General features: G+C 34.4%; 19 protein-coding genes and 1 pseudogene. 5 read left to right on the top strand and 15 right to left on the bottom strand.

Annotated elements, in window-relative coordinates; all coding sequences use genetic code 11:
- Positions 1-17 precede the first annotated feature (17 nt).
- The 3 genes from BM350_RS00895 to alsR all read right to left on the bottom strand — a co-directional run bounded on the left by BM350_RS00895 (position 18) and on the right by alsR (position 3,800).
- Positions 18-593, bottom strand: a complete 576-nt coding sequence (locus tag BM350_RS00895; protein ID WP_090913137.1) for an ABC transporter permease — start codon at positions 591-593, stop codon at positions 18-20.
- 251 nt (positions 594-844) lie between these two features.
- On the bottom strand, positions 845-2,734 hold the full coding sequence (locus BM350_RS00900; protein ID WP_090913135.1) for an FtsX-like permease family protein: 1,890 nt from the start codon (positions 2,732-2,734) through the stop codon (positions 845-847).
- Between the two features lie 169 nt (positions 2,735-2,903).
- Entirely contained in the window at positions 2,904-3,800 is an 897-nt protein-coding gene (alsR, locus tag BM350_RS00910; protein ID WP_090913133.1) for an acetoin biosynthesis transcriptional regulator AlsR, read from the bottom strand.
- Between the two features lie 719 nt (positions 3,801-4,519).
- Here alsR and BM350_RS00915 point away from each other — a divergent pair.
- The gene (locus BM350_RS00915; protein ID WP_090913131.1) at positions 4,520-4,726 is read left to right on the top strand and encodes a DUF3903 domain-containing protein; all 207 of its coding nucleotides are present in this window, start codon (positions 4,520-4,522) and stop codon (positions 4,724-4,726) included.
- A 578-nt stretch (positions 4,727-5,304) separates the two neighbouring features.
- Here the strand turns inward: BM350_RS00915 and BM350_RS00920 are convergent.
- The 9 genes and pseudogenes from BM350_RS00920 to BM350_RS27805 all read right to left on the bottom strand — a co-directional run bounded on the left by BM350_RS00920 (position 5,305) and on the right by BM350_RS27805 (position 16,108).
- The gene (locus tag BM350_RS00920; protein WP_090913129.1) at positions 5,305-7,068 is read right to left on the bottom strand and encodes an ABC transporter ATP-binding protein; all 1,764 of its coding nucleotides are present in this window, start codon (positions 7,066-7,068) and stop codon (positions 5,305-5,307) included.
- Complete coding sequence (locus BM350_RS00925; RefSeq protein WP_090913127.1) at positions 7,068-8,819, bottom strand: ABC transporter transmembrane domain-containing protein; 1,752 nt, start codon at positions 8,817-8,819, stop codon at positions 7,068-7,070. Before BM350_RS00925 ends, BM350_RS00920 begins: the two co-directional genes overlap by 1 nt.
- Before the next feature lie 126 nt (positions 8,820-8,945).
- Complete coding sequence (locus BM350_RS00930) at positions 8,946-9,170, bottom strand: YneF family protein (protein WP_035436970.1); 225 nt, start codon at positions 9,168-9,170, stop codon at positions 8,946-8,948.
- A 78-nt stretch (positions 9,171-9,248) separates the two neighbouring features.
- Positions 9,249-9,689 carry a sporulation inhibitor of replication protein SirA gene (gene sirA / locus BM350_RS00935; RefSeq protein ID WP_090913126.1) on the bottom strand — a complete coding sequence of 147 codons (441 nt, stop codon included), beginning with the start codon at positions 9,687-9,689 and terminating at the stop codon, positions 9,249-9,251.
- Positions 9,690-9,893: 204 nt separating this feature from the next.
- Complete coding sequence (tkt, locus tag BM350_RS00940) at positions 9,894-11,894, bottom strand: transketolase (RefSeq protein WP_090913123.1); 2,001 nt, start codon at positions 11,892-11,894, stop codon at positions 9,894-9,896.
- 940 nt (positions 11,895-12,834) lie between these two features.
- Positions 12,835-13,263, bottom strand: coding sequence for a hypothetical protein (locus tag BM350_RS00945; RefSeq protein WP_090913121.1), 429 nt, complete (start codon positions 13,261-13,263; stop codon positions 12,835-12,837).
- 762 nt (positions 13,264-14,025) lie between these two features.
- A pseudogene (locus BM350_RS00955) lies at positions 14,026-14,333 on the bottom strand (hypothetical protein); the annotation flags it as partial.
- Positions 14,334-14,611: 278 nt separating this feature from the next.
- Entirely contained in the window at positions 14,612-14,965 is a 354-nt protein-coding gene (locus tag BM350_RS00960) for a hypothetical protein (protein WP_090913119.1), read from the bottom strand.
- Positions 14,966-15,271: 306 nt separating this feature from the next.
- Positions 15,272-16,108 (bottom strand): C40 family peptidase, encoded by an 837-nt coding sequence (locus tag BM350_RS27805; RefSeq protein ID WP_139207595.1) that lies wholly within the window; start codon positions 16,106-16,108, stop codon positions 15,272-15,274.
- A 179-nt stretch (positions 16,109-16,287) separates the two neighbouring features.
- Between BM350_RS27805 and BM350_RS27810 the strand changes: the two genes are divergently transcribed.
- From BM350_RS27810 to BM350_RS00980, 3 genes are all read left to right on the top strand, one after another.
- Positions 16,288-17,085, top strand: coding sequence for a 3D domain-containing protein (locus tag BM350_RS27810; protein ID WP_280141347.1), 798 nt, complete (start codon positions 16,288-16,290; stop codon positions 17,083-17,085).
- A gap of 665 nt (positions 17,086-17,750) precedes the next feature.
- Positions 17,751-18,305 carry a hypothetical protein gene (locus BM350_RS00975; RefSeq protein WP_090913112.1) on the top strand — a complete coding sequence of 185 codons (555 nt, stop codon included), beginning with the start codon at positions 17,751-17,753 and terminating at the stop codon, positions 18,303-18,305.
- A gap of 56 nt (positions 18,306-18,361) precedes the next feature.
- Positions 18,362-18,571 carry a hypothetical protein gene (locus tag BM350_RS00980; RefSeq protein ID WP_090913110.1) on the top strand — a complete coding sequence of 70 codons (210 nt, stop codon included), beginning with the start codon at positions 18,362-18,364 and terminating at the stop codon, positions 18,569-18,571.
- Between the two features lie 73 nt (positions 18,572-18,644).
- On the opposite strand, the gene BM350_RS00985 is transcribed toward BM350_RS00980, so the two are convergent.
- Both BM350_RS00985 and BM350_RS00990 read right to left on the bottom strand, forming a co-directional pair.
- Entirely contained in the window at positions 18,645-19,121 is a 477-nt protein-coding gene (locus BM350_RS00985; RefSeq protein WP_090913108.1) for a coproporphyrinogen III oxidase, read from the bottom strand.
- Between the two features lie 181 nt (positions 19,122-19,302).
- The gene (locus BM350_RS00990; protein ID WP_090913106.1) at positions 19,303-20,037 is read right to left on the bottom strand and encodes a MerR family transcriptional regulator; all 735 of its coding nucleotides are present in this window, start codon (positions 20,035-20,037) and stop codon (positions 19,303-19,305) included.
- A gap of 179 nt (positions 20,038-20,216) precedes the next feature.
- On the opposite strand from BM350_RS00990, the gene BM350_RS00995 reads away from it, so the two are divergent.
- Positions 20,217-21,800: a bifunctional metallophosphatase/5'-nucleotidase gene (locus BM350_RS00995; RefSeq protein ID WP_090913104.1), complete on the top strand. Its 1,584-nt coding sequence runs from the start codon at positions 20,217-20,219 to the stop codon at positions 21,798-21,800.
- Between the two features lie 45 nt (positions 21,801-21,845).
- On the opposite strand, the gene BM350_RS01000 is transcribed toward BM350_RS00995, so the two are convergent.
- Positions 21,846-22,085 (bottom strand): DUF896 domain-containing protein, encoded by a 240-nt coding sequence (locus BM350_RS01000; RefSeq protein WP_090913102.1) that lies wholly within the window; start codon positions 22,083-22,085, stop codon positions 21,846-21,848.
- Positions 22,086-22,108 lie beyond the last annotated feature (23 nt).

Consider the following 22,108-nt stretch of genomic DNA (forward strand, 5'->3'; position numbering starts at 1 on the left):
AGACTCCCAATTTCCCTTTATACTTTCTCTTTCATGTTATATAAATCTATAACAGTCAACTGATACGTGCATCGATAACATTGTCCCATTGTCAGTGAAATCATAATAAGAAATAAAATAGCTGTATACAAAAGACCATATATTGTAATCGGTGCACTACTTATTCCATGACAACCCGTTACTCTCAAAATAACAATAGTAAATAACTTTAAAAATAACATACCATGAAGAAGCCCTACTGTAAGCGCTCCTCCCCCTATCATAAGTTGCTCATAGCATAATATAAGCCCTATTTGCTTTCGTTTCATGCCAGTTAATCGATATGATTGTAATTCTTTTTGACGCTTTTTCATAAAATGAGTATGTACATACAGTATGAAAAGACATGAAAAACTGAATGTTATTGTTGATCCATAACATAAAAAATTCATTAATAACGATTTATCCTTCATTGTCCCTACAACAGCTTCATTATATTGAATGGATACTAAAAGAAAGTATACACTCACACTACAAGAAATAAAAACAAAATGTTGTAAGCGTTCTGCCGCATGTTGCTGTATATTTTTTCTTACTAATTGAAATAACGACATAACAACTCCTCCGTACAACTTCCTATCCCAACATTAGTGTATAACATAACACATGTTTTCACATGGAACTCTAATAGGAATTGTTTCTAAGACTTAAGTCTTAGAAACGTACATATATGAATTCGCTGTATGTATTAATAAGAAAATTATTCTTGTTGCACGAATTTTTAGCACAAACAAAATAGCAGTGTCTTATACACATATTATATTGAAGTTAAAAACAGCGATGTTACTCAGTAACATCGCCGTTTTTATCGCATAATTTGCTTTTTCAATTGTTTAAAATAGCGTCTTCTTAATAATAAAAAGTAACATATATGAACGAGTAAAAATAGCCCGATAACGATCAGTGAAGAGCGAAGAATCGGTGTTGTAAATAATGTTTGCAATGTTGTAAAAGCAACACTCGTATGCAAAACAGCTATAACAATCGGGATAAAGAATAACGCGCCCATTTGCACCGTTATAATTTGTTTCATTTCCTCTTCATCCATGCCGAGTTTCAATAGTGATTGATAATATTGTTTATCTGTTTCTAAATCGGTAAACAAGCGAAAATATAAAAAGCTTACAGCAGATAAATAAAAAATAGCTCCGACAAACAATCCGATAAATAAAATAATGCTTGTCAATTCTTTAATCTTATTATAAGTGATCACACGTGATGAAAATTCATACTGCCCTTTTTGATTCAGTCGTTTTTCTAATTCTGCTGCTACTTGCGTTGTTCCTTCCCAACTCTTTACTGTATATCCTGTATAACTCACGGTTTTCTCTACTGCTGTCATTTGTTTTTCCATTTCATTGGAAACAACAAAAATCCCTCCAGGAAATACACCGCCTGAAAAAATATTTTGTTTCAACATAGAAGAAACATGAATTTGTTTCCCACCTTCTTTCAAAGTTACATCTGGTTCTTTAGAATGATCAATAATATTACCTTCTATTCCAAAAGAAGGAACGCGAACCGCTTCATTTCCCGTTAATGTCACAGTTTCATATCCGAGCCGCTTTGCAAACTTATTATAATCATCCTGACTCATAATTACAGCTGGTTGCAAATGGTTAGGAATAGATTGAAACTTCAACTGTGCACTTACTTTTTGGAATATGATATTTTCCTTTTGAAAAGTATCTTCAATCTCCTTTTCATATTGCCCTTTCTGTCCTTGATGTTCATTATATGTAATCAAACTAAATGCAAATGGGATGTTCTTTATCGACTCGCCCTTTTGCGCTTCTATAAAAGCAGCAAACGTTCCAATGGCACAAAAAGCAACTGTCGAGACAATCGTGACCATAAAAAACATACGTGCATTATCTTTCATGCGGTATGCCAACATAGAAAATGATAATAAATTCGTTTTCTTCCAATAGAAAGGCTTCCATTTCTTTAAAAACTTTATGATAAATACACTAAGCTGCGAATATAAAAAATACGTGCCAATAATTACAATGGTTGCAACGGGAAGTAACAAAAACTGGACACTGCCGGGATTTGCTGTTATAGATAACATATATCCAATAGCTATTAAAGTCGCTGCTACTATAGATAATATAATTGAAGCTTTCGGTTCAGGTTTTGGCTTCTTATTCCCTTTTAATAACGCGATTACTTTTTTACTTTTCACAAAGAAACTTGTCGTAAAAGCAACAATGAAAAACAATGCTGAAAACACAACAGCTGTTAATTTCATTGCTTTCCATGGCATATAAAGCGGCAAACTTTTTAATCCCATTACTGTACTTGCTGACAGAAAAAATAACTTTCCAAATAAAAATCCACAAGCAATACCGCTAATAAGAGCACTTATGCCAACGATCATATTTTCAAAGAAAATCATCCGTATTAATTGCCAATTTGTAATACCATGAATCACAAAAATCCCAAACTCTTTATTCCTTATTTTTAAAAATGAACTAACAGAGTAGAAAATAAAGAAAAACGAAAAGAAATAAATAATGTACTCCGCAACAAGCATTCCTTGCCGAATAGCACCTTGTCCATCTATATCAGGATGATAAATAAATAAAGCATATAAAAAGAAAATCATAACTGAAAATGCACTGCTTAAAAAATAAGCGGCATATGCACGTATGTTTCGACTTACGTTTTTAAACGCGAGTTGAGAAAACGTCATCTTCCTTCCCCTCCCACGTTTTTTGTACTTTCATAAAAATAGGTATTATCACGAGTATAACATCTCCTTCTTCTTTCTTCTTTTTTCACTATAATAAAAAAAGAAAAAGGAAAACATCGAACTTTCTTACATACAAGAGTACATTCTTACAGTTTTGTCATTTTTCTCGTCATTTTATAAGTTTGTTCATTGTCTTGTCTTTCGCTATTTTCAAAAACTCTTGTAATTCTGGATTTATATTTGCTTTTCGATATGCAACAGCTAGTTCTGCAACAATTTTAGAATCATGTATTTCTTTGTAGACAACTTCTGATTGATATAATTTATTTGCAGACACTGGTATTACTGTTATCCCAATCCCAGCAGCCACAAGCCCTATAACTGTTTGATATTCTGTCGCCTCTTGTACAATTTGCGGACTAAACCCCGCAGCACGGCATAATGAAAGAATATTATCATATAAAGTCGGCCAAACATTTCGAGTAATGAAAACAAAAGATTCTTTTTGCAAGTCTTCAATATATATTGTTTGCTTATTCGCAAGTGGGTGTGCTTTCGGTAAGCAAAGTGTACAAGAAATGTGTTGAACTGTTTCTAGCTGTAATAACTGACTTGTAATAGGTGGACGCAACATCCCAACATCAATTCGATTATCATGAAGTGCATCTACTTGTTCTGGGGTAGACAATTCATGTAGTACAACAGATACATTTGGAAATTTCTTTCGATATTCCTGAACAATAGGCGGCAAAATATCGTACATCGCTGAACCAACAAACCCAATAGACAGCTCTCCGATTTCTCCCCTTTGCGCTCTCTGGGCAACTTCGACTGCCTTATCAATTTGTATAAAAGCTTTTTTCACTTCTTTTAAAAACAAATCCCCTGCTTCTGTTAATTCTACTCTTCGTTTCGTTCTTGAAAATAATGTTACTCCCATCTCTTGCTCTAATTGTTGAATCTGTTGACTTAGCGGCGGCTGTGTCATCTGCAAGCGAGCAGCTGCCCTACCAAAGTGAAGCTCTTCTGCTACAACAATAAAATATTGTAAATGCCGTAATTCCATATAGAACACCCTTTTTTATTAATATATATAATAAATTAATAACATAAGAATTATATATTAGACAAATATTTTTAAAGAAATCATACGGGAAAATACCATTAGAGGCACATTGAAATATTTAAGCTAATGTGGAGCCTTAGTTTAAGGAGAAATAAGAGGTAAGTACATGGGGTCACGTCACCTAAAGTAAAAAATTATACAGTGTACTTTTTATCCTTTTATTGGAATCTATTCTTTTGGAAATATGTTAAATAAAAATAATTACTTTTGTATAGGACAATCTTGAATCGGGGAAGGCTGAATGTAAGGAGGCGATCTATGAATGAGTACCTATGAGGCTTTATCTCTGATGCTTAGTTTTGGTATGCTTGTAATCGCTATTCTGAAATTTAAAGATAACGACAAGAATACTTGAACACGCTGAATATGCGTGTTTTTTTGATGACTAATATTATCTTATCTATATACTATAAGGGCTATAGACCCATTGCCATCAAGCTAACAAGAACGAGTTATCCCAAGAGCAAAATGCACAAATTTTTCGTTCATACAAATTGCAGCTGCTCCAATCCACCGTTCCACACTTATCCCTCCCTTGCATATTATTCTGTATTCTACTTATTTTCCCCTCGAAAAAAGAGGAAAAAACTTATAATCTATCGAATATTTCCAACAACTTCATTGACAGCGCATTCCAAAAAACAGAAAGGAATGATTCTGTGAAAATTTCTAAGTATGTTGTGGATTGTGTATTTTGTGAGAAAAATCGAAGAACAAGACAAGCAACTGTGACTGTTTCTGCCTCTTCTAACCTATTAGCAATTCAAAAAATAACAGAAGAATGTCAGCGACGTTTCGGGAAAACATTATTATTAAAAGCGGAAATTATAAAAGAAGAATTCATTGCAGAAACAACGAAAAGCTGACCAAAATGGTCAGCTTTCTATTTCCGATCGTACACAGGGAAAACATTTGCGTTTTCTTTCCGTACATATTATCACATGAAGATTAGGGGCATCCTCTATGAAATCGGAATTTTTCCATTATGTGCGTTCCATAATGGATATCGAACAATATTTTCTGTATAATCTACAACAAATTATCCAGAAAAAAGGGAAGATTAGTTCGCATTTTTAAAAAAGGGATAGGGATATTACCGGTAATACTTCAAACATTCGAACGTTACATCTATTATAATATAGTAATCTTCTTCATATCGGAAATATGTATTACATATATAATTAATATGTAATACATATTAATCTCTTATTCCTAGGATTAATAAACCCCTCTCTTTTTAAGGGGGGCGAGAGCATCTGGCCGTGCATAGAGGCGGTCAGGACCTTTTTCTGCCACAGGCGAGGTTTAAAACAAAAAAAGAAAGCAAGTAGCGGTCATTGTGTATTCTGCATAGCAGTGACTTATATGTCTAAAAAATAAAATGAATATATATAATCAAGTTATTTATACTATTTTTAAGAAAAAAGCCTTCCAAGCTTTATTCTCACAATGCTTTCTGAAGACTTCCTTTATTCTGCAACAAATACATATTGTAATATAACCCTTGTTGCGTCAGCAATTCCTGATGTGTTCCTTTTTCCGCAATTTGGCCGTCATGCATCACAAAAATTTGGTCTGCATCTTGAATTGTAGATAAGCGATGTGCAATTGCGATAGTTGTTCTCCCTTTTCGCATATGCTGCAGTGCTGTTTGAATAGCTTCTTCTGTTTCTGTATCAATATTTGCCGTTGCTTCATCTAACACTAATACTTTTGGATTTGTTGCAACAGTTCTCGCAAATGCTACAAGTTGTCTTTGACCACTTGAAAACGCCGCCCCTCTCTCAACTACTTCTGTATCATATTGATTTGGTAGCTGTTCAATAAATGTATTTGCCTGCACAAATTTTGCAGCCGTTTCGACTTCTTCATCTGTAATATTTTCATCGTACATACGAATGTTTTGCTTCACTGTTCCAGCAAATAAGAAAGCATCTTGCAATACAAGACCAATGCGTTTCCTTATCTCCTTTTCTTGAAAGTTCTCTAGTCGAACTCCATCAACTACAATTTCCCCTTCATTAACATGATAAAAACGCATCAATAAGTTCATAATTGTACTTTTTCCACTACCTGTATGCCCAACAAATGCAACGGTTTGCCCAGGTTTCACATGAAAAGACACATTTTTCAGCACATCGCGTTTTCCATCATAAGAGAAAGTAACATTTTTAAACTCAATTTCCCCTTCCGTCATGAAAGGAGTTCCATTCCCTTGTTGGACTGGTGCTAAATCTTTTTCATCCATTAAAAGAAACACACGTGATGATGATACAACCGCTTGCTGAAAGAAAGACAATTTCATCATCATTTCATTTACTGGATCAAAGAAACGATGAATGTAGTTCACAAAGGCATATAATACACCTACTTCAACAGGGCTATGCATTGCATCAATCCCAAACAACGTGAGCACCAATACGATTGCCAAAATATGAACAAGATCGGTTGCTGGGCGTAAAAAGAGTGCATCTAACTTCAAATTACGGCGCCCTGCTCCGTAATGTTTTTCATTCACTTCTTCAAATTCTTTACGCATTCGTTTTTCTTGGCGGAATACTTGAATAATGTTCATGCCTTGAATCGATTCATTCAATTTTGCATTTAAAACACTTAATTGATTGCGGAGTTCTAAATAAAAAACTGAACTTTTCCGACGATAAAGAGCCATAATCGTAATCATTATTGGGATAAGAAGTAACGAAAACAGTGCAAGTTTCACATTCAATAAAAACATAGATATTAAAATACCGATTAAAAATACAATATTTTTTACGAAGGTGGATAATACACTCACAAAGAAATCTTTAATTGCTTCTGTATCGTTTGTTATTCGCGAAACGAGCGTTCCAATCGGTGTACGATCAAAGAAGCTAAGCGATAAACTTTGTACATGCTCATACACTTCCACACGCATATCTTGCACAATTTTGAAGGCAATATTTTGGAAATACAATAAGTTCAAATACGTAAAGAGGACTTTTAATAAATGAAATACGATGTAAACAATAAATAACGTTACTAATACATTTTGCTCAAAATTCTTCGGAACTAAATGCTCATCAATAAATTTCTTAATTAAAAAAGGACCCATCATTTCCGCTATAGTTGCACCCACTAAAAATAGAAACGCGAATGTCAGCAGTTTTTTATATGGCTTCATATATGATAATAGACGCCATAGATCACTTCGTTTTTCCCCCTGCATCATACTCCTCCCTTCTCAACTAACGATTCTAATTGCTGACTTTCATACATGTCTTTATACCAGCCATCTTGTTGCATTAAACTTTCATGCGTACCACGCTGTACAATCTTTCCATCATCAATAACAAGAATTAAATTTGCATGTTGAATCGCACTTAAACGGTGCGCTGTAATAATAGTCGTTTTATTTTGTCGTTCACGTTTTAATGACGCCAAAATCGTTTCTTCTGTCTTTGCATCTACTGCTGATAAACAGTCATCTAAAATTAAAATTTCAGCATTGGTTAATAATGCACGTGCAATCGAAATACGTTGCTTTTGACCACCTGATAAAGAAACACCTCGTTCACCAACTACAGTTTCATATCCTTCTGGAAATTTTGTAATATCCTCATGAATACATGCTATAGTAGCAGCATGTGCAATATCTTTATATGTAGCACTAGGTTTTCCAAATGCGATATTTTCTCCTATACTCGCAGAAAATAAAAAATGATCCTGTGGTACATATGAAATTGCGGAACGAATAGCATGTAGTGTCATATCTCGAATATCAGTTTCTCCAATTCGCACGCCCCCATCAAAATGATCATATTCTCGAATTAAACATTTTAATAATGTCGTTTTCCCTGCTCCAGTACGACCTACAATCCCTAAAGTTTCCCCTTTTTGTAAAGAAAAATGAATGTCTTGTAAATTTGTTACTTCATTTTTCTTATACGAGAATGTGTCAATATCAAAATTGATATCACCACTTGCTATTTCTTCACTTGCTCCTTCTCTATTTACCACATCAGACACTTGCATAAATAAATTTTGAATACGATCATAAGAAGCACGGCCGCGCTCCATAATATTAAATAACCAACCGAATGCTAACATAGGCCATACGAGTGTCCCTAAGTAAGCAGTAAATGTAATAAGTTCCCCAATCGTAATCTCCCCACGAACAACCAATACAGAGCCATAACACACTGCAATTAAAAAAGAAAAACCTACAATTAAAGTAATTGTCGGATCAAATAATGAATCAATGCGAGCAACGAGAATATTTTTCTGTACCACCTCTTCTGATTTATTACGAAATGATTGTAAATCTTCTTTTTCTTGACCAAGTGAACGAATTACCTTCATTCCACTCATACTTTCCTGAACTTTATCATTGATTTCTGAAAAAGCCTGTTGCGCTTTATGAAAACGACGATGTAACAAAGTTCCGTAGTAGTTCGTTGCAATCGCTACGATTGGCATTGGAATTAAACTGAGTAATGTTAATTTCCAGCTAATTGTAAACCCCATCGCAACGAGAACACACCCGCCTACTGCTAATGAATCTACAAACGTTAATACTCCGGAACCTGCTGTTTGCTGGACTGCTTGAATATCATTCGTTGCGTGTGCCATTAAATCACCGGTACGATGTTTTTGGTAAAATGATGGACTCATATTCGTAAAATGTTCATACAGCTCTCGGCGTAATTGACGGGCTAACTTTAAAGAAGAACCAAAAATCATCATGCGCCACAAATAACGCAAAATATACATCATCACCCCAGCACCAACTAAAATTCCTGCCCATTGTAATAACTTCTGAGTCGTTAATGAATGATTGTTAATTTCATCAACAATGATACCAATTATTTTTGGTGGTACGAGCTCAAGAAGAGCAACGCCAAACAATAAAAAAATACCAATTATGTATGCTCGCTTCTCTTGTTTAAAAAACCATGCCAAGTCTAAAAAAACCTTCATTATATACCTCCTATCCCAAATGAGCGATGTTTTTAGTTTATCAAAAATACTGAATTTTTTAAAGTTTAAAACATTTTTAGAAGACAAAATAAAAGGGCACTCCTCTTCGAGTGCCCTTTTTAGCGCTTATTTCAGTTGTTGCTTGTTCATTGCGCTCATCATTTGATTGATTTTCTTTTGGGATGGTTTTTGTCCCATTTGCATCATCATCATTTTTAACATTTGTTCATTAATTGGTGGATTTTTTTGTAAATAGTTCATCATATATTTGCGTGCGATAAAAAATCCTAACGCTACGCCTGCAGCTAGTCCTGCTAATACGCTCAATAGAACAATTACCCAAGTTGACATATATTTTCCTCCTTCATGTTGTCTACCTTACAGTGTACTAAAACCTTTTCAATAAGACAAGATTGTATTCGACATTTTTTATATATAAGTACGTACTTGTTTGAGAGGATTTAACCATCCATACTGTTTACTCTCATAATCCATCGCAAGAAATGTCATTTCACATTTTCTAAGCACTTCAAAAATAGCTGTTTCTAACTCAACATTTCTAGAAGTGTACATTCGGATATACTGCGATTTAATACTCACTTCACCGTATACATTTTCATTAGACACTATATGCATATAATCATTTCTTTCATATTTCTCATATGTCCGCAGTGCTTGTTCCATTTTATGATGTAATTTCATTACTTGTAAAGGCAACGTTATATACTTCATTTGTTTATACAACACTTTCTTTTCTGAAAGGGAACGAGACTGTGCAAAACGAGTAAACAAATCAAACAATAAAAATTCACGACCGAAATACGTCTTCGTAATATCTTCTTGAATTAAGTATAATTCATACGTTCTCATACTTTCCCTCCCGCATTGGACAACTTATTCCCTTCATTATATAGAAGTAAATATGCAATGATTGTCTGACTGCGGAGAAAGAAAAAACTTTTTCTGTCGAATAAAGCAAAACTTCCATCAGTAGGTTTTACTGCAAAAAAACAACGAAATAACTTCTTTTACATAGAAAAATCCCTCCATGCTGGAGAGATTTTTCTAAAATCATTATAGCATTTCTTTTACTTTGCGAACAACGTTTTCTACAGTGAATCCGTATTCTTCCATAATCTTTTCACCAGGAGCAGAAGCACCGAATGTATCGATTCCTAATACGTCTCCATCAAGGCCAACGTAACGATGCCATCCGAAAGTAGCACCCATTTCAATCGCGAAACGTTTCGTTACTGCTTTTGGTAATACAGATTCTTTATATTCAGCTGATTGCGCTTCATAGCGATCCATAGATGGCATGCTAACAACAGCTGCATCGATACCGTCTTTTGCTAATGCTGTTTGCGCTTCAATTGCTAAGCTTACTTCAGATCCAGCTGCAAGTAAGATTGCATCAGCAGTTTCTTTCTTGCTTGGAGAAATTACATATGCACCTTTTGCAACTTTTTCATACGTATCGTCTTTTGCACCTTCTAATGTTGGAAGATCTTGACGAGTTAAGATTAATGCAGTTGGTGTTTTTGTAGATTCTAACGCTAGTTTCCAAGCTGCAACAGATTCGTTACCGTCAGCAGGACGAATAACATCTACATTTGGCATTGCACGAAGAGCTGCAAGCTGTTCGATTGGCTCATGCGTTGGTCCGTCTTCTCCAACTGCGATACTATCATGCGTGAACACATATGTTACTGGCAGTTGCATTAATGCAGCAAGACGAATTGCTGGACGTAAGTAGTCAGAGAATACGAAGAACGTACCACCGTAAGTTTTTAAACCGCCGTGAAGTGCGATACCGTTCATTGCTGCACCCATTGCGAACTCACGTACACCGTACCAAATGTTTTTGCCGCTATAATCTTCTCTTGTGAAGTCTTTTTCTTTGTTCATGTACGTTTTGTTAGAACCAGCAAGGTCTGCAGATCCACCAAAGAATGACGGTACAGATTCAGCAATTGCATTAATAATTTGTCCAGAAGATGAACGAGTTGCTGTTTTTGAACCGATTTCGTATGTTGGTAAGTTCTTATCCCAACCTTCTGGAAGAAGACCTTTCACTGCTGCTTGCAGTTCAGCTGCTAATTCTGGGTATGCTTTCGCATAATCATCAAGCATTTTATTCCACTCAGCTTGTGCTGATTCACCAGCATCTTGTACTGTTTTACGGAAGTTCTCATACACTTCTTCTGGTACATGGAAGTCTTGCTCAAATGCCCAAGCATATGTTTCTTTTGTTAACTTCGTTTCTTCTACGCCAAGCGGAGAACCATGTGAAGCTGATTTTCCAGATTTGTTTGGTGAACCAAATCCGATTGTTGTTCTTACTTCGATTAATGTTGGACGTTTTTCGTCAGCTTTTGCTTCTTCAAGCGCTTTCGCAATTGCCTCGATATCGTTTCCATCTTCAACACGGATTACTTGCCAGCCGTATGCTTTATAACGATCTTCTACACTTTCAGAGAAAGAACGATTTAAATCGCCATCTAATGAAATATCATTAGAATCATATAGTACAACTAGACGACCTAATCCTAAATGAGCTGCTAATGAAGATGCTTCAGCAGAAACGCCTTCCATTAAGTCTCCGTCACCGCAAATTGCATATGTATTGTGATCAACAAGATTATACTCATCACGATTGTATTTCGCTGCTAAATGTCTTTCAGCCATCGCCATACCTACAGCTGTTGCAATACCTTGTCCAAGTGGACCTGTTGTTGCGTCTACACCTGGTGTGTGACCGAACTCAGGGTGACCTGGTGTTTTACTTCCCCATTGACGGAAATTCTTTAAATCATCCATTGTTACATCATAACCAGCTAAATGCAGTAAGCTATATAGTAACATTGAACCATGACCTGCAGATAATACGAAACGATCACGGTTAAACCACGTTGGGTTTTTTGGATTATGTTTCATAAATTTCGTCCATAATGTATACGCCATTGGAGCTGCACCCATTGGCATTCCTGGATGACCAGAGTTTGATTTTTCAATCGCATCAATGGATAATGTGCGAATCGTGTTGATAGAAAGTTGTTCGATTGAATGTGTCATGCTATTCTTCCCTTCGCTTATATTAAAGTAAACGTTTTACACATTTATATGATATCTTTCCTTGCAAGATTATACAACATGTATCGACAAATATGTTGATGTTTTTTCGTATTTGTTCAAAAAAACGTACTATTTTCCACAATGTATAGGGTTCCAATCTGCTATACTTTTTTAGGTTTTCACACTTTTTAAAAAGAATGTGGTCAAAAATGTGGTCAAATTACAATATGTCCTGCATAACAAAAACTCTAACAAACAAATCATGTTTTACTGCAAATAATCCTTACATGTAAGCCATTATTATCTTTAAACATTACACCTGGAATAATACAAATATTTTTTCCATCACAACGAAATTCTATAGGCCTTTCAATATACCCAATATCTGGACAATTACAATACAACCGTTACATCTACGTATCGTTCTAATTCTTTTAGTATTCGATTTGCATTTCTATTGCCACACATATCATATACAAGCATTAAGTGCCTTCGCGTCGCAAACTTTAACTTACAAATTGTAGATAAAATTTCATTCCCTACTAGACTTTATCCTATGCTATTTTGTTTTCTTCTATTAATAAGTATATATGTGTATAAAAAAGTAGGAGTAGCTTTTTATCGCCATCTCCTACATCAAGTCGAAAAATATGCAATTTGAGTATATGACGTGAGATAAATTGGCGCAAATAGATAAAAACGCATTTCCCTATGCGAAAATGATATTTTTTAGAAGGGGTCACCTTACATTGCCATCAACTTAAGAATTTAGAATTACCCTAAAACAATTTTTTGTAAATTACTCAATTTTATCGTTTTGGGGCAGTATACTTTTGTTAACCTGATAACGATGTTTTGAAAAAAGTTATACAGTTTAGTTTCTTTTTCATTAAAGAATTCTTTATGAGTTTTAATCAAAATTTTTTATAAATATAAAAGATTAAATAGACCAAGTATATGTGAAATAATAATTTTCCCAAGCATCCGTAATTTGTACGTTATAATACGCGCCTCTCATACCAGTAAATCTTGCATTTCCATTATAATATGGCCAACTATAAGTCTCAGTGAATGGTTTCCAACTAGTACAGCTATTTGTACCAGCAGTGCATAATCTTACTTGTATTGCTCCTACATTCGCTGGTTTTATAGGTCCAGTTCCATCTTTATAATATCTATTAACACCATTAATCCAAATTGTTTTGTCCCCTGATGCCCAAACAGTACCAATTGTTTTTGTTCCCCACTGTGTAGTAAATCTCCCCATGTCCGCTGCTGATGCGTTTTGTAGTGGTGAAATAAACAAAAAACCTAATACCATCATTCCTATAATTCCCACAATTGATATCATTTTTTTGATTTTCCCCACGTAATTCTCCTCCTTTTAAACATAGTTCATGCGAACTAATTCGTATGTCACAATGATAATTATATATCGGGAATTTGTAATTATTACCAAAACTAATTGTTTTATTTTAAAAACGTTTTAGACTATAAAAAAGTATTAGGCTGTTAAAAAATAGTTAAAGACGGCACTAAATCCTAAAAAAAGAAAATAACTCCCTACTATATATAAAGCTTTCAAAAGAGAAAAAGTCGTAATCCTTGATAAATTTACAATGGGATTAGCCTCTTTGTTTACTACGAATAATTATTTATGTTAACCTCACATAAATAATTATTCGTTTTAGACTGGAGCAGGCGGAAGAAAAATAGCCAATCCAGTAGGAGCATGTAAAACGTCTGCACCAAATTCTCCTATACGTACAGGAACCGGAGGAGTAAAAACATCAAAAATTGATACCGTGTTAGCCAGTTGATTTGCGATATAGAGAGTATTACCTGTAATCGCCAATCCGGCAGAGCCAGTTAACTCTCCTGCACCACCAAACTTCTTTACAAATTGCATAGGAGTCGGAGGAACGAAAATATCATAAATGGATATCGTATTATCGAATTGATTTGAGACATAAAGCGTGTTACCGGTAATCGCCAATTCGGTAGGACCATTTAACTCCTCTGCATTACCAAACACCTCTACAAGTACAGGACTTAAAGGATTGGAGATATCAAAAATGGATATCGTGTTATTGTCACGATTCGATACAAAAAGAAACAAAGGAGGAAGAGTAGCTAATAGATCCAGAACATTTTCAAACTTGAATTCTAAGAGCATTTCCTTTTTGATGACATCACGAAGAGTCTTTTGCACACTGGATTCAATAGCAAGAAGATTGGATATTGTAACTACCGGAGGGGAAAGTGTCGTACTTCCCGGCGGTAATGTTCCTAAAACAAATTGAAGCTTTTCAGCCTCAGCATTGACAATATGAGCCAGAGCTAATTCTTCTAAGGCAATGAGCTTAAAAGCAATGGAATGGTCTGTGCAGTAGTAATAGAAATAGTAGGTGTTATATTGGGGATGTTAGGAAAAGACAATATATTCATCCTTTCTAAGAAACCTTCAAATCATCTGATTCTATGCATAGATAGGTCTCCTATTTTTGTGATTTAAACGTTCATAAATCTGCAAGTTCATGAACAAAGAATGTATGAGTTATTCTCTTCATTTTATGTAACAAGCGTTTGGATGACTGAGTACTTGTCTTGCTGTAGAAGTACATTCTTTGTTGGAAAAGCCCTTTTTATTTTATCTATGGAACACTTGCGGTATGAGTAGAAACGCAGATTATCAATCCAATAGACTTCTTCTCAAACTATTTATAAAAAGCACTTCTGATCATACTGATTATGTGAACGGAAAGCCCTTCTCGCATGAGAGGACTTTTTACTTTATCCATTAAGTCTCGTGAAAAAGTATCTTCTAAGTATCTAAATGCAACAGCCTCTTCTTTTGTCATTTCTCTTACATAAATTGATTCCTCACGTGTCAATGGTTCTAATAATACCAATCCTGACATATTTCTATATACTCTTCTAAAGTTCACTTTATCTTCCTCGCTCAGAAGTTTACTAAGAAATAGTTCAACAGGAACAGGTGTTAAAAAGTTATTATTTTCATCAATAAAATTAATATCTATGTTGTCATCGATTTCCCGAATATGAAACAAGAAATTTTTATCTTACTGCGATACTTGCACTAAGTACGCTGTTACCTTTTGTTCATCGATTACTGTCAATTCCACTAAAATCATCCCCTTAATTGTTATTTCATGTAAAATTTTAATAGTTAAATATTAAGTAGATATAAAATTATGGTTAATTTATCTATAAAACCTGTTCTTAAAAAAGAAAAAAGAGATGATTCATTTTATACGTGAATCATCTCTTTTAAGACAATATAATTATTAATTTATAACCTTATTTTAAATAATATTTATACATAGTTTGTTATGTATAACCTTAAATATTATCTATTAAAAGTTTGTTATTCTTCCAAAGCCCACTAATTTATCTTTATACCAATTAGTAGATAGTTTAGAATATTTAACCTTACCCGCTCCGCTACTAGCTTCAATAATGTCATCTCCACCAACATAGATAGCTACATGAGTAACGGCGCTTGTACTATATGTTTCACTAAAAAATACTAAATCTCCTGGTTCAGCGTTTGCTCTACTAATTCTTTGGGAACTATTATATAATCCTTGAGAAGTCTCATATCCTCTTGAATACCCCGCTTGATTCCAAGAATAATAAACAAATCCCGAACAATCAAGACCACTTGAGTTTTTACCTCCCCATACATAAGGAACACCCAAATAATTTTGAGCAACATCAAGAACCTTTACCCAATGACCACTAGAAGTGAAATAGTTCCATCTCCCATCAATTTGTAATTGTCCAGTTGCCATAGCACCACCATTATTTGCATCTAAGTAGTACCACACACCTCCATCTTGGATCCAGCCAATCTTCATGGCACCATATTCACTTGGAACGCTAGTACTTTCATTTAAATAGTACCATTTGCCGTTATCTTGAACCCAGCCAGTCTTCATGGCACCACCATTTGGATCTAGGTAGTACCATTTGCCATTATCTTGAATCCAACCTGTTTTCATAGTTCCATTTTCATAATAGTACCAATTTGAATTAGATTGTACCCAACCATTTTGAGTTACTTCGGCATGTACACCTTCTGAAGGCACTACTAATGAATAAGCAAACATAGACGTAACACCAAGACCTACACTCAACACTAATTTTTTCATTCTTTTCTCCCCCGTATATTTATTTAAACACTTCCTCATAAAATAAGACTCTAAAATTCAGGAATTTAATACAACCTAATTTTTGTCAAATAAAAAAAGAAGTCTTCAAACAAAATATTACAAAATTATCAGTAAAATTACAATATTTTATTTTTTTAGATAATTATGGTATGTTTTATTGTGAGATTTGTAGTTTACCATAAAAAATGGGGGTATTTATGAAAAAATTAATTTCAATTATTATTTTAGGAGTAACTTTTATATCAGTTCTACCTGTACCTAGTTTGGCTGACTCTCCATCATCAAATATACAGACGAATTCTGTACAAAATGGTTGGGTGCAATCTGATTCAAAATGGTACTATTATCAAAACGGAACTATGAAAACAGGTTGGATTCAAGATAATGGCAAATGGTACTACCTAGATCCAAATGGTGGTGCCATGAAGACTGGCTGGGTTCAAGATAACGGCAAATGGTACTATTTAAATGAAAGTACTAGCGTTCCAAGTGAATATGGTGCCATGAAGACTGATTGGCAACTTATTAATGGACATTGGTATAATTTAGATTCGAATACAGGAAGCCTCATTCAATTGGAAGGCTGGAGTACAGTTAACGGTAAGTGGGTCTATTACATACCTGGAGATTACGGATTGGCAACAAATGAAACTCGACTTATTTATGTAAATGGACATCCTATAAATTGCCATTTTGATTCGAATGGCTACTGGACTGCATTCGATGCAGAGGTAACCGCTTATAGCGCCGAGGAAAATACTGGAGACGCACGTGATGGAACTCCGATTACCGGTGATCCAAATCAGAAAATGATTGCAGTTGATCCTTCACTAATTCCACTTGGAACAACACTGTATATTCCTGGTTATGGAACAGCAGTAGCTCGTGATACTGGAAAATCTATTAAAGGTAATCGTCTTGATGTCCTTTTTGCCAAAACAGCACAAGCTAACTACTGGGGACGTAAGTATTTATCAGTTGAAATAAAATATTAAAATAGTAATCTTAAAGTTAGAATTTTCTCTTTCAGGGTCGTCAAACTTAAAAATGAGCGTTTGCAATTTACTGGTGAAATATATCCAAGATATAGATTTCGTCTACTGATGAGCTTTGTTTGCGGAAAACTAACAAGTATGGAAATATGAAAAAGAAAGCCAACTCAACATTATATGAGTCGGCTTTCTTTATTATCTAAGCCAACTTACATAAGACTCATCAAGTTTACACCAACATGGTAATAACAAAGATATTTGTTTTTTTAATTTCTACTATTATATACAGACAGGATAGAGAATTAAACTGATTTAACTCCCTATGATATACACATAAATCTTTTTACATACGAAAATATCTAAAGGTAAGTTTGTATATTTTAACGGTATTGTAAATAACTTAATGGACAAGTATTACTTTGATGGGGATTTTATTGGGAGCATAAAAAAGCCCCCAAACGCTAAACGTTAGAGGTCGAATAAGGGTAAATTGGGAAGTAAAGCATGCAGAGGGGGGATTTCCTACAATCGTAATACATGTTATCATATTATTAAAATTCCTAATATTTACTTTAATGACAAAAAATGATTTTATATTTGTTTATTTATTTTATGTTACAGTTCCATATGTTAGTCAATTACAACACTGTTAAGAAGGAGTATACATAATGAAAGCAACGAAACTCGTATCATTAGCAATACCTGTTCTATTATTAGTAGGTTGTGGGGTAGGAGATAAAGATTCTATCCCTAAGACTGAGGAAACTAGTAAAGCAATGTCGAAAACAGTAATATCTGAAAAACAGTATCCGTATTATATTTGTGAGCAACTGGTAGAGTTTCAATTCAAGAAGGATGAAATATTGTTAAAACTAGGAGAAGCTTCAAAAGATAATAAGAAATATAAAGATGTATTTAAAACAGCAAACGATATGGATGAAGCCTTAGACCGTATGGAGAACATAATAGTACCTGATAAATACAAGGGCATTCATAAACTCGTACAAGAAGGGATAACAGATGCAAGAAAAGGAACAAAGTTAATAAAAGACGCTGATAAAGACGATGGACTGAAGATTCAAGAATCTGTATTAAAAAGTTCTCCACATATGTCAGGTGTAGATGGAGAACAGTGGAGAGAAGCAATTTATAAGTTAAATCAGGAAACCAAAGATGCCTACGCCAAAGCACTTGATAAGAAAATGGAAGAACGTACAAAGTAATAGAGTAACTTGTAATTATACATACAATTATTCAACTAATAAGGGGTAATAGAAATATGAAAGCAAAGAAACTTGTAACGTTAGCACTTCCAATCATGTTATTAGCAGGGGTAGGTTGTAGTAACGACAAAGCAGAAGAAAAGAAGACTGATAGTTTACAAGTAGCAGTAGATTATAAAACTTCTATACTTGACTTAAGTAAAGCGTTAGAAAGCAAATTATCTACAGAAGAATTAAAAGAATTACTTATGAATGCTAAAGTTTAATACATAGTAAAAAAGCTGACTCAATATTATCTTTAAACAATTTATCTGAAATGATACAAATATTTTTCCAAAATTAAATTCCAAAATGTAAAATGTATCCTTCTTCACATTTCACTTTATAACATAACTTAACCAAAGATTGTAATTCTGCACACAGAGTATCTCGATTGAAAAATAGCTTTTCATATTCGCCATCATCACCATCAGTCCATTGAAATGATCCTGTAAGTTCCATTGTTTCGGGTGCTAATGAAAACAAATTAATTAGTGAACGAAATAAATTTACTGCTATATTTGCTCCTTCTTTCTCAATTTTAGTGATGCCATGATAATGAAGACCAAATCCATTCTCTCTTCTAGAAGGGTTATAAGTTGGAATCCAACGCAAGAAATCTAGTATATATAAAATAAACTCATCACTTAAAATGACGTATTCTTCAACAGCTGTACCGTCTTTATAAGAAAACTCCATGTCATTCCAAGAAAAATCTTCAGAACTTAACTCCCCTTTTTCAGGTGAAACAAATACAAATTCATGTTGTAGCGCCATAATAATCCCCCTTTCTCTTCTTATTTTATTATACTCTCTTTCTTCGCTCATGGTTTAGAACACAATATTTATGTAATAATTAACAGCCTCACAACTACACACTCCACCTTTTTCGTGAAATACGAAAAAGGCCCTATTCTCCAAATGAAGAATAGAGCCTTTTAAATTACAAGCGTTCATTTTACTTCTTATTACGATCAGCATACACAGCCATTGCAACCTGCATAAACTTCGCTAATCCTTCACCGAATTGATCAATATTTTTTGTAAATCGTTCATCATCGACATACATTTGTCCTAAACCTTTAAACGCATCCAATGAGTAATGACCAAAATTCTGCAAATAGTTATACCATTCTTGAATTGCTTCTTGAGCCTGTTCTGATTCAGGTGAATCATTACGAAGCGTTGCAAGCTTCCTATAAATCGCATTATATTCTTCTTGCTTCTCTTTCGTCATACTGCTCGCTGCTTTATTAGCCTTATCAACCGCTTCATTTCCCCATCTTTCACGTGCTTCTTGCTCATATGGATTTTGACTAAAATCAAAGCCCTCAAATTTTTCTTTGTTTGTCATTTGAATTTCTCCTTTCGAGTGTTGAATCGTCTTATCAACCGTCGAAATCACTTTGTCTAATCTAGAGCGCTTCTCAAGCAACATTTTACGATGCAAAACAAGTGCCTCTTGTCGATCAAATGAAGGATTATCGATAATTTCTTTAATTTTCTTTAAAGGGAAGCCAAGTTCTTTAAAAAATAGAATTTGTTGCAATGTCTCCAGATTATCATCGGAATAAAGGCGATAACCAGATTCGGTCGTCTCCTCTGGGGTTAATAACCCAATTTCATCATAATGATGCAGTGTGCGCACACTAATACCAACTAAATCTGCTACTTCTTTCACTTTCATTGTCATTGTTTTGCCCTCCCTTAGTACATACAATAAAGTATAACGTAACGTGAGAGTCAACACGAAAGGATAAAAATTTCTAAAGTCGCAGTTGCATATATGTTTACTTCAAATGTAGATAATACATATGAAAACTAACTGTGATATTCCCTGTAGAAGGATTATATAAAAGAAGGTTGATAACATTGAATCAAAACAACATTGTAAATGTGAATATTTTATTAACGAGTGATATTCATGGTACGGTTTACCCGATACACTATCAAAATAACGAAAATGCAGAACTAGGACTAGCAAAGATTGCAACGCGCATTGCACAGGAACGCACCCAGAATGATCATGTTCTCGTAATTGATAACGGTGATTTCATACAAGGAACTCCGTTTACTTATTACTACACCAAATATATGCAGAATGAAGAAAATCCAATGTCGATTATCGCCAATCATATCGGTTATGATGCAGCGATTATTGGAAATCATGAATTTAACTACGGAATGGACGTATTAAACAAAGCTGTTGCTCATGCAAATATGCCTTATTTAGCCGCTAATATTATGAATAAACAAACAAGGAAACCTTATTTTGGAAAGCCATATATAATTAAACATATACATCCAGATATAAAAATTGCTGTTTTAGGAGTAACAACGCATTACATTCCAAATTGGGAACAGCCTCATCATATTGAAGATGTAATATTCGAAAACGCACTCGAAACAACAAAGCAGTGGGTTTCCTATATTAAAGAGCATGAGCAACCACATTTATTCATTGTTGCCTACCACGGCGGTTTTGAACGTGACTTACAAACCGGAGAACCAACAGAGATTTTAACAGGGGAAAATCAAGGATATGAAATGTGTCAAGAAATTGAAGGTATTGATATTTTATTAACGGGGCATCAACATCGCTATATTGCTCATACAAAAGTAAATGGTGTAACTGTTCTACAAACTGGATCCAATGGCCGTTCATTAGGGAAAATCCATGTCACTTTAACAAGGAATCAAAATCAGTGGATGATTGAAGAATGTCATTCTGAATTATTACCTATTGAAGGTATTCCAGCAGATGAGAAGGTGCTTTCACTTATATCGACATATGAAGAGCGAACGCAAGAATGGTTAGACCAACCTATTGGCTCCATTATTGGTGATATGTTGATTCACGATGCGATGCAAACTCGCTTACAAGATTGCGCCTTTATCGAATTCATAAATAAAGTACAGATGGATGTATCCGGAGTAGATATTTCATGTACCAGTCTGTTTCATAACGAATCTTCCGGCTTTCCAAACCAGATTACAATGAGAGATATTGTTTCGAATTATATTTATCCAAATACATTAAAAGTTGTTCGCGTTACAGGAAAAGATATAAAAGAGGCACTTGAGTTAACTGCTGAATATTTCTCGTTAGATACAGATAGAAATATCATTGTAAACCCTGCATATATAGAACCAAAACCGCAACATTATAATTACGATATGTGGGAAGGCATTTCATACATATTAAACATTTCAAAACCAGTAGGGGAAAGAGTCGTTTCCCTACAATATAAAGGCGCTCCTATTCACTTTCATCAAGAGTATGACGTTGTCATGAACAATTACCGTGCAAGCGGTGGCGGAAATTATGCTATGTATCAAAATAAGCCCATTATAAAAGATATACCAATTGATATGTCTGAGCTCATTGCAAATTACATATTAGAACGAAAAACAATCGAAGCGACAACGAATCATAATTGGAAAGTTGTTACATAACGAATTTTCCTATCAAACTAAAAAAAGATGGGCTGCGCCCATCTTTTAATTTAACTTTGCTTTATCTTGTTTTTTTAATTCTTTTAACTTCTTCGGCGTAACGTCTTTACCTTCTTCATTAACGACTTTGATTGATTTCAATTCGTTTAACATATTTTTACGAAAGCCTTTTAAATATTGTTCACGGAGCGATTGACGCTCACGTTGCTCTTCTTCCGTTAAACCTTCTGCTTTAGCTTTTTTCGCTAAGAAGTTAATGCGTTCAATGAGTTCGTGACTTAGCATCTCGAATCCCCTTTCTACTACAA

It is taken from the genome of Bacillus sp. 103mf (assembly GCF_900116295.1).
In the GTDB taxonomy this organism is placed as follows: domain Bacteria; phylum Bacillota; class Bacilli; order Bacillales; family Bacillaceae_G; genus Bacillus_A; species Bacillus_A bruguierae.

What these genes read in the sequence shown, in the direction of transcription:
- BM350_RS00930 (WP_035436970.1), bottom strand. Translation starts at nt 9,170, where the DNA reads ATGTCAACTTGGGTAATTGTTCTATTGAGCGTATTAGCAGGACTAGCT.
- BM350_RS00990 (WP_090913106.1), bottom strand. Translation starts at nt 20,037, where the DNA reads ATGACAATGAAAGTGAAAGAAGTAGCAGATTTAGTTGGTATTAGTGTG.
- BM350_RS00925 (WP_090913127.1), bottom strand. Translation starts at nt 8,819, where the DNA reads ATGAAGGTTTTTTTAGACTTGGCATGGTTTTTTAAACAAGAGAAGCGA.
- alsR (WP_090913133.1), bottom strand. Translation starts at nt 3,800, where the DNA reads ATGGAATTACGGCATTTACAATATTTTATTGTTGTAGCAGAAGAGCTT.
- BM350_RS27810 (WP_280141347.1), top strand. Translation starts at nt 16,288, where the DNA reads ATGAAAAAATTAATTTCAATTATTATTTTAGGAGTAACTTTTATATCA.
- BM350_RS00895 (WP_090913137.1), bottom strand. Translation starts at nt 593, where the DNA reads ATGTCGTTATTTCAATTAGTAAGAAAAAATATACAGCAACATGCGGCA.
- BM350_RS01000 (WP_090913102.1), bottom strand. Translation starts at nt 22,085, where the DNA reads ATGCTAAGTCACGAACTCATTGAACGCATTAACTTCTTAGCGAAAAAA.
- sirA (WP_090913126.1), bottom strand. Translation starts at nt 9,689, where the DNA reads ATGAGAACGTATGAATTATACTTAATTCAAGAAGATATTACGAAGACG.
- BM350_RS27805 (WP_139207595.1), bottom strand. Translation starts at nt 16,108, where the DNA reads ATGAGGAAGTGTTTAAATAAATATACGGGGGAGAAAAGAATGAAAAAA.
- BM350_RS00980 (WP_090913110.1), top strand. Translation starts at nt 18,362, where the DNA reads ATGAAAGCAAAGAAACTTGTAACGTTAGCACTTCCAATCATGTTATTA.
- BM350_RS00900 (WP_090913135.1), bottom strand. Translation starts at nt 2,734, where the DNA reads ATGACGTTTTCTCAACTCGCGTTTAAAAACGTAAGTCGAAACATACGT.
- BM350_RS00920 (WP_090913129.1), bottom strand. Translation starts at nt 7,068, where the DNA reads ATGCAGGGGGAAAAACGAAGTGATCTATGGCGTCTATTATCATATATG.
- BM350_RS00975 (WP_090913112.1), top strand. Translation starts at nt 17,751, where the DNA reads ATGAAAGCAACGAAACTCGTATCATTAGCAATACCTGTTCTATTATTA.
- tkt (WP_090913123.1), bottom strand. Translation starts at nt 11,894, where the DNA reads ATGACACATTCAATCGAACAACTTTCTATCAACACGATTCGCACATTA.
- BM350_RS00985 (WP_090913108.1), bottom strand. Translation starts at nt 19,121, where the DNA reads ATGGCGCTACAACATGAATTTGTATTTGTTTCACCTGAAAAAGGGGAG.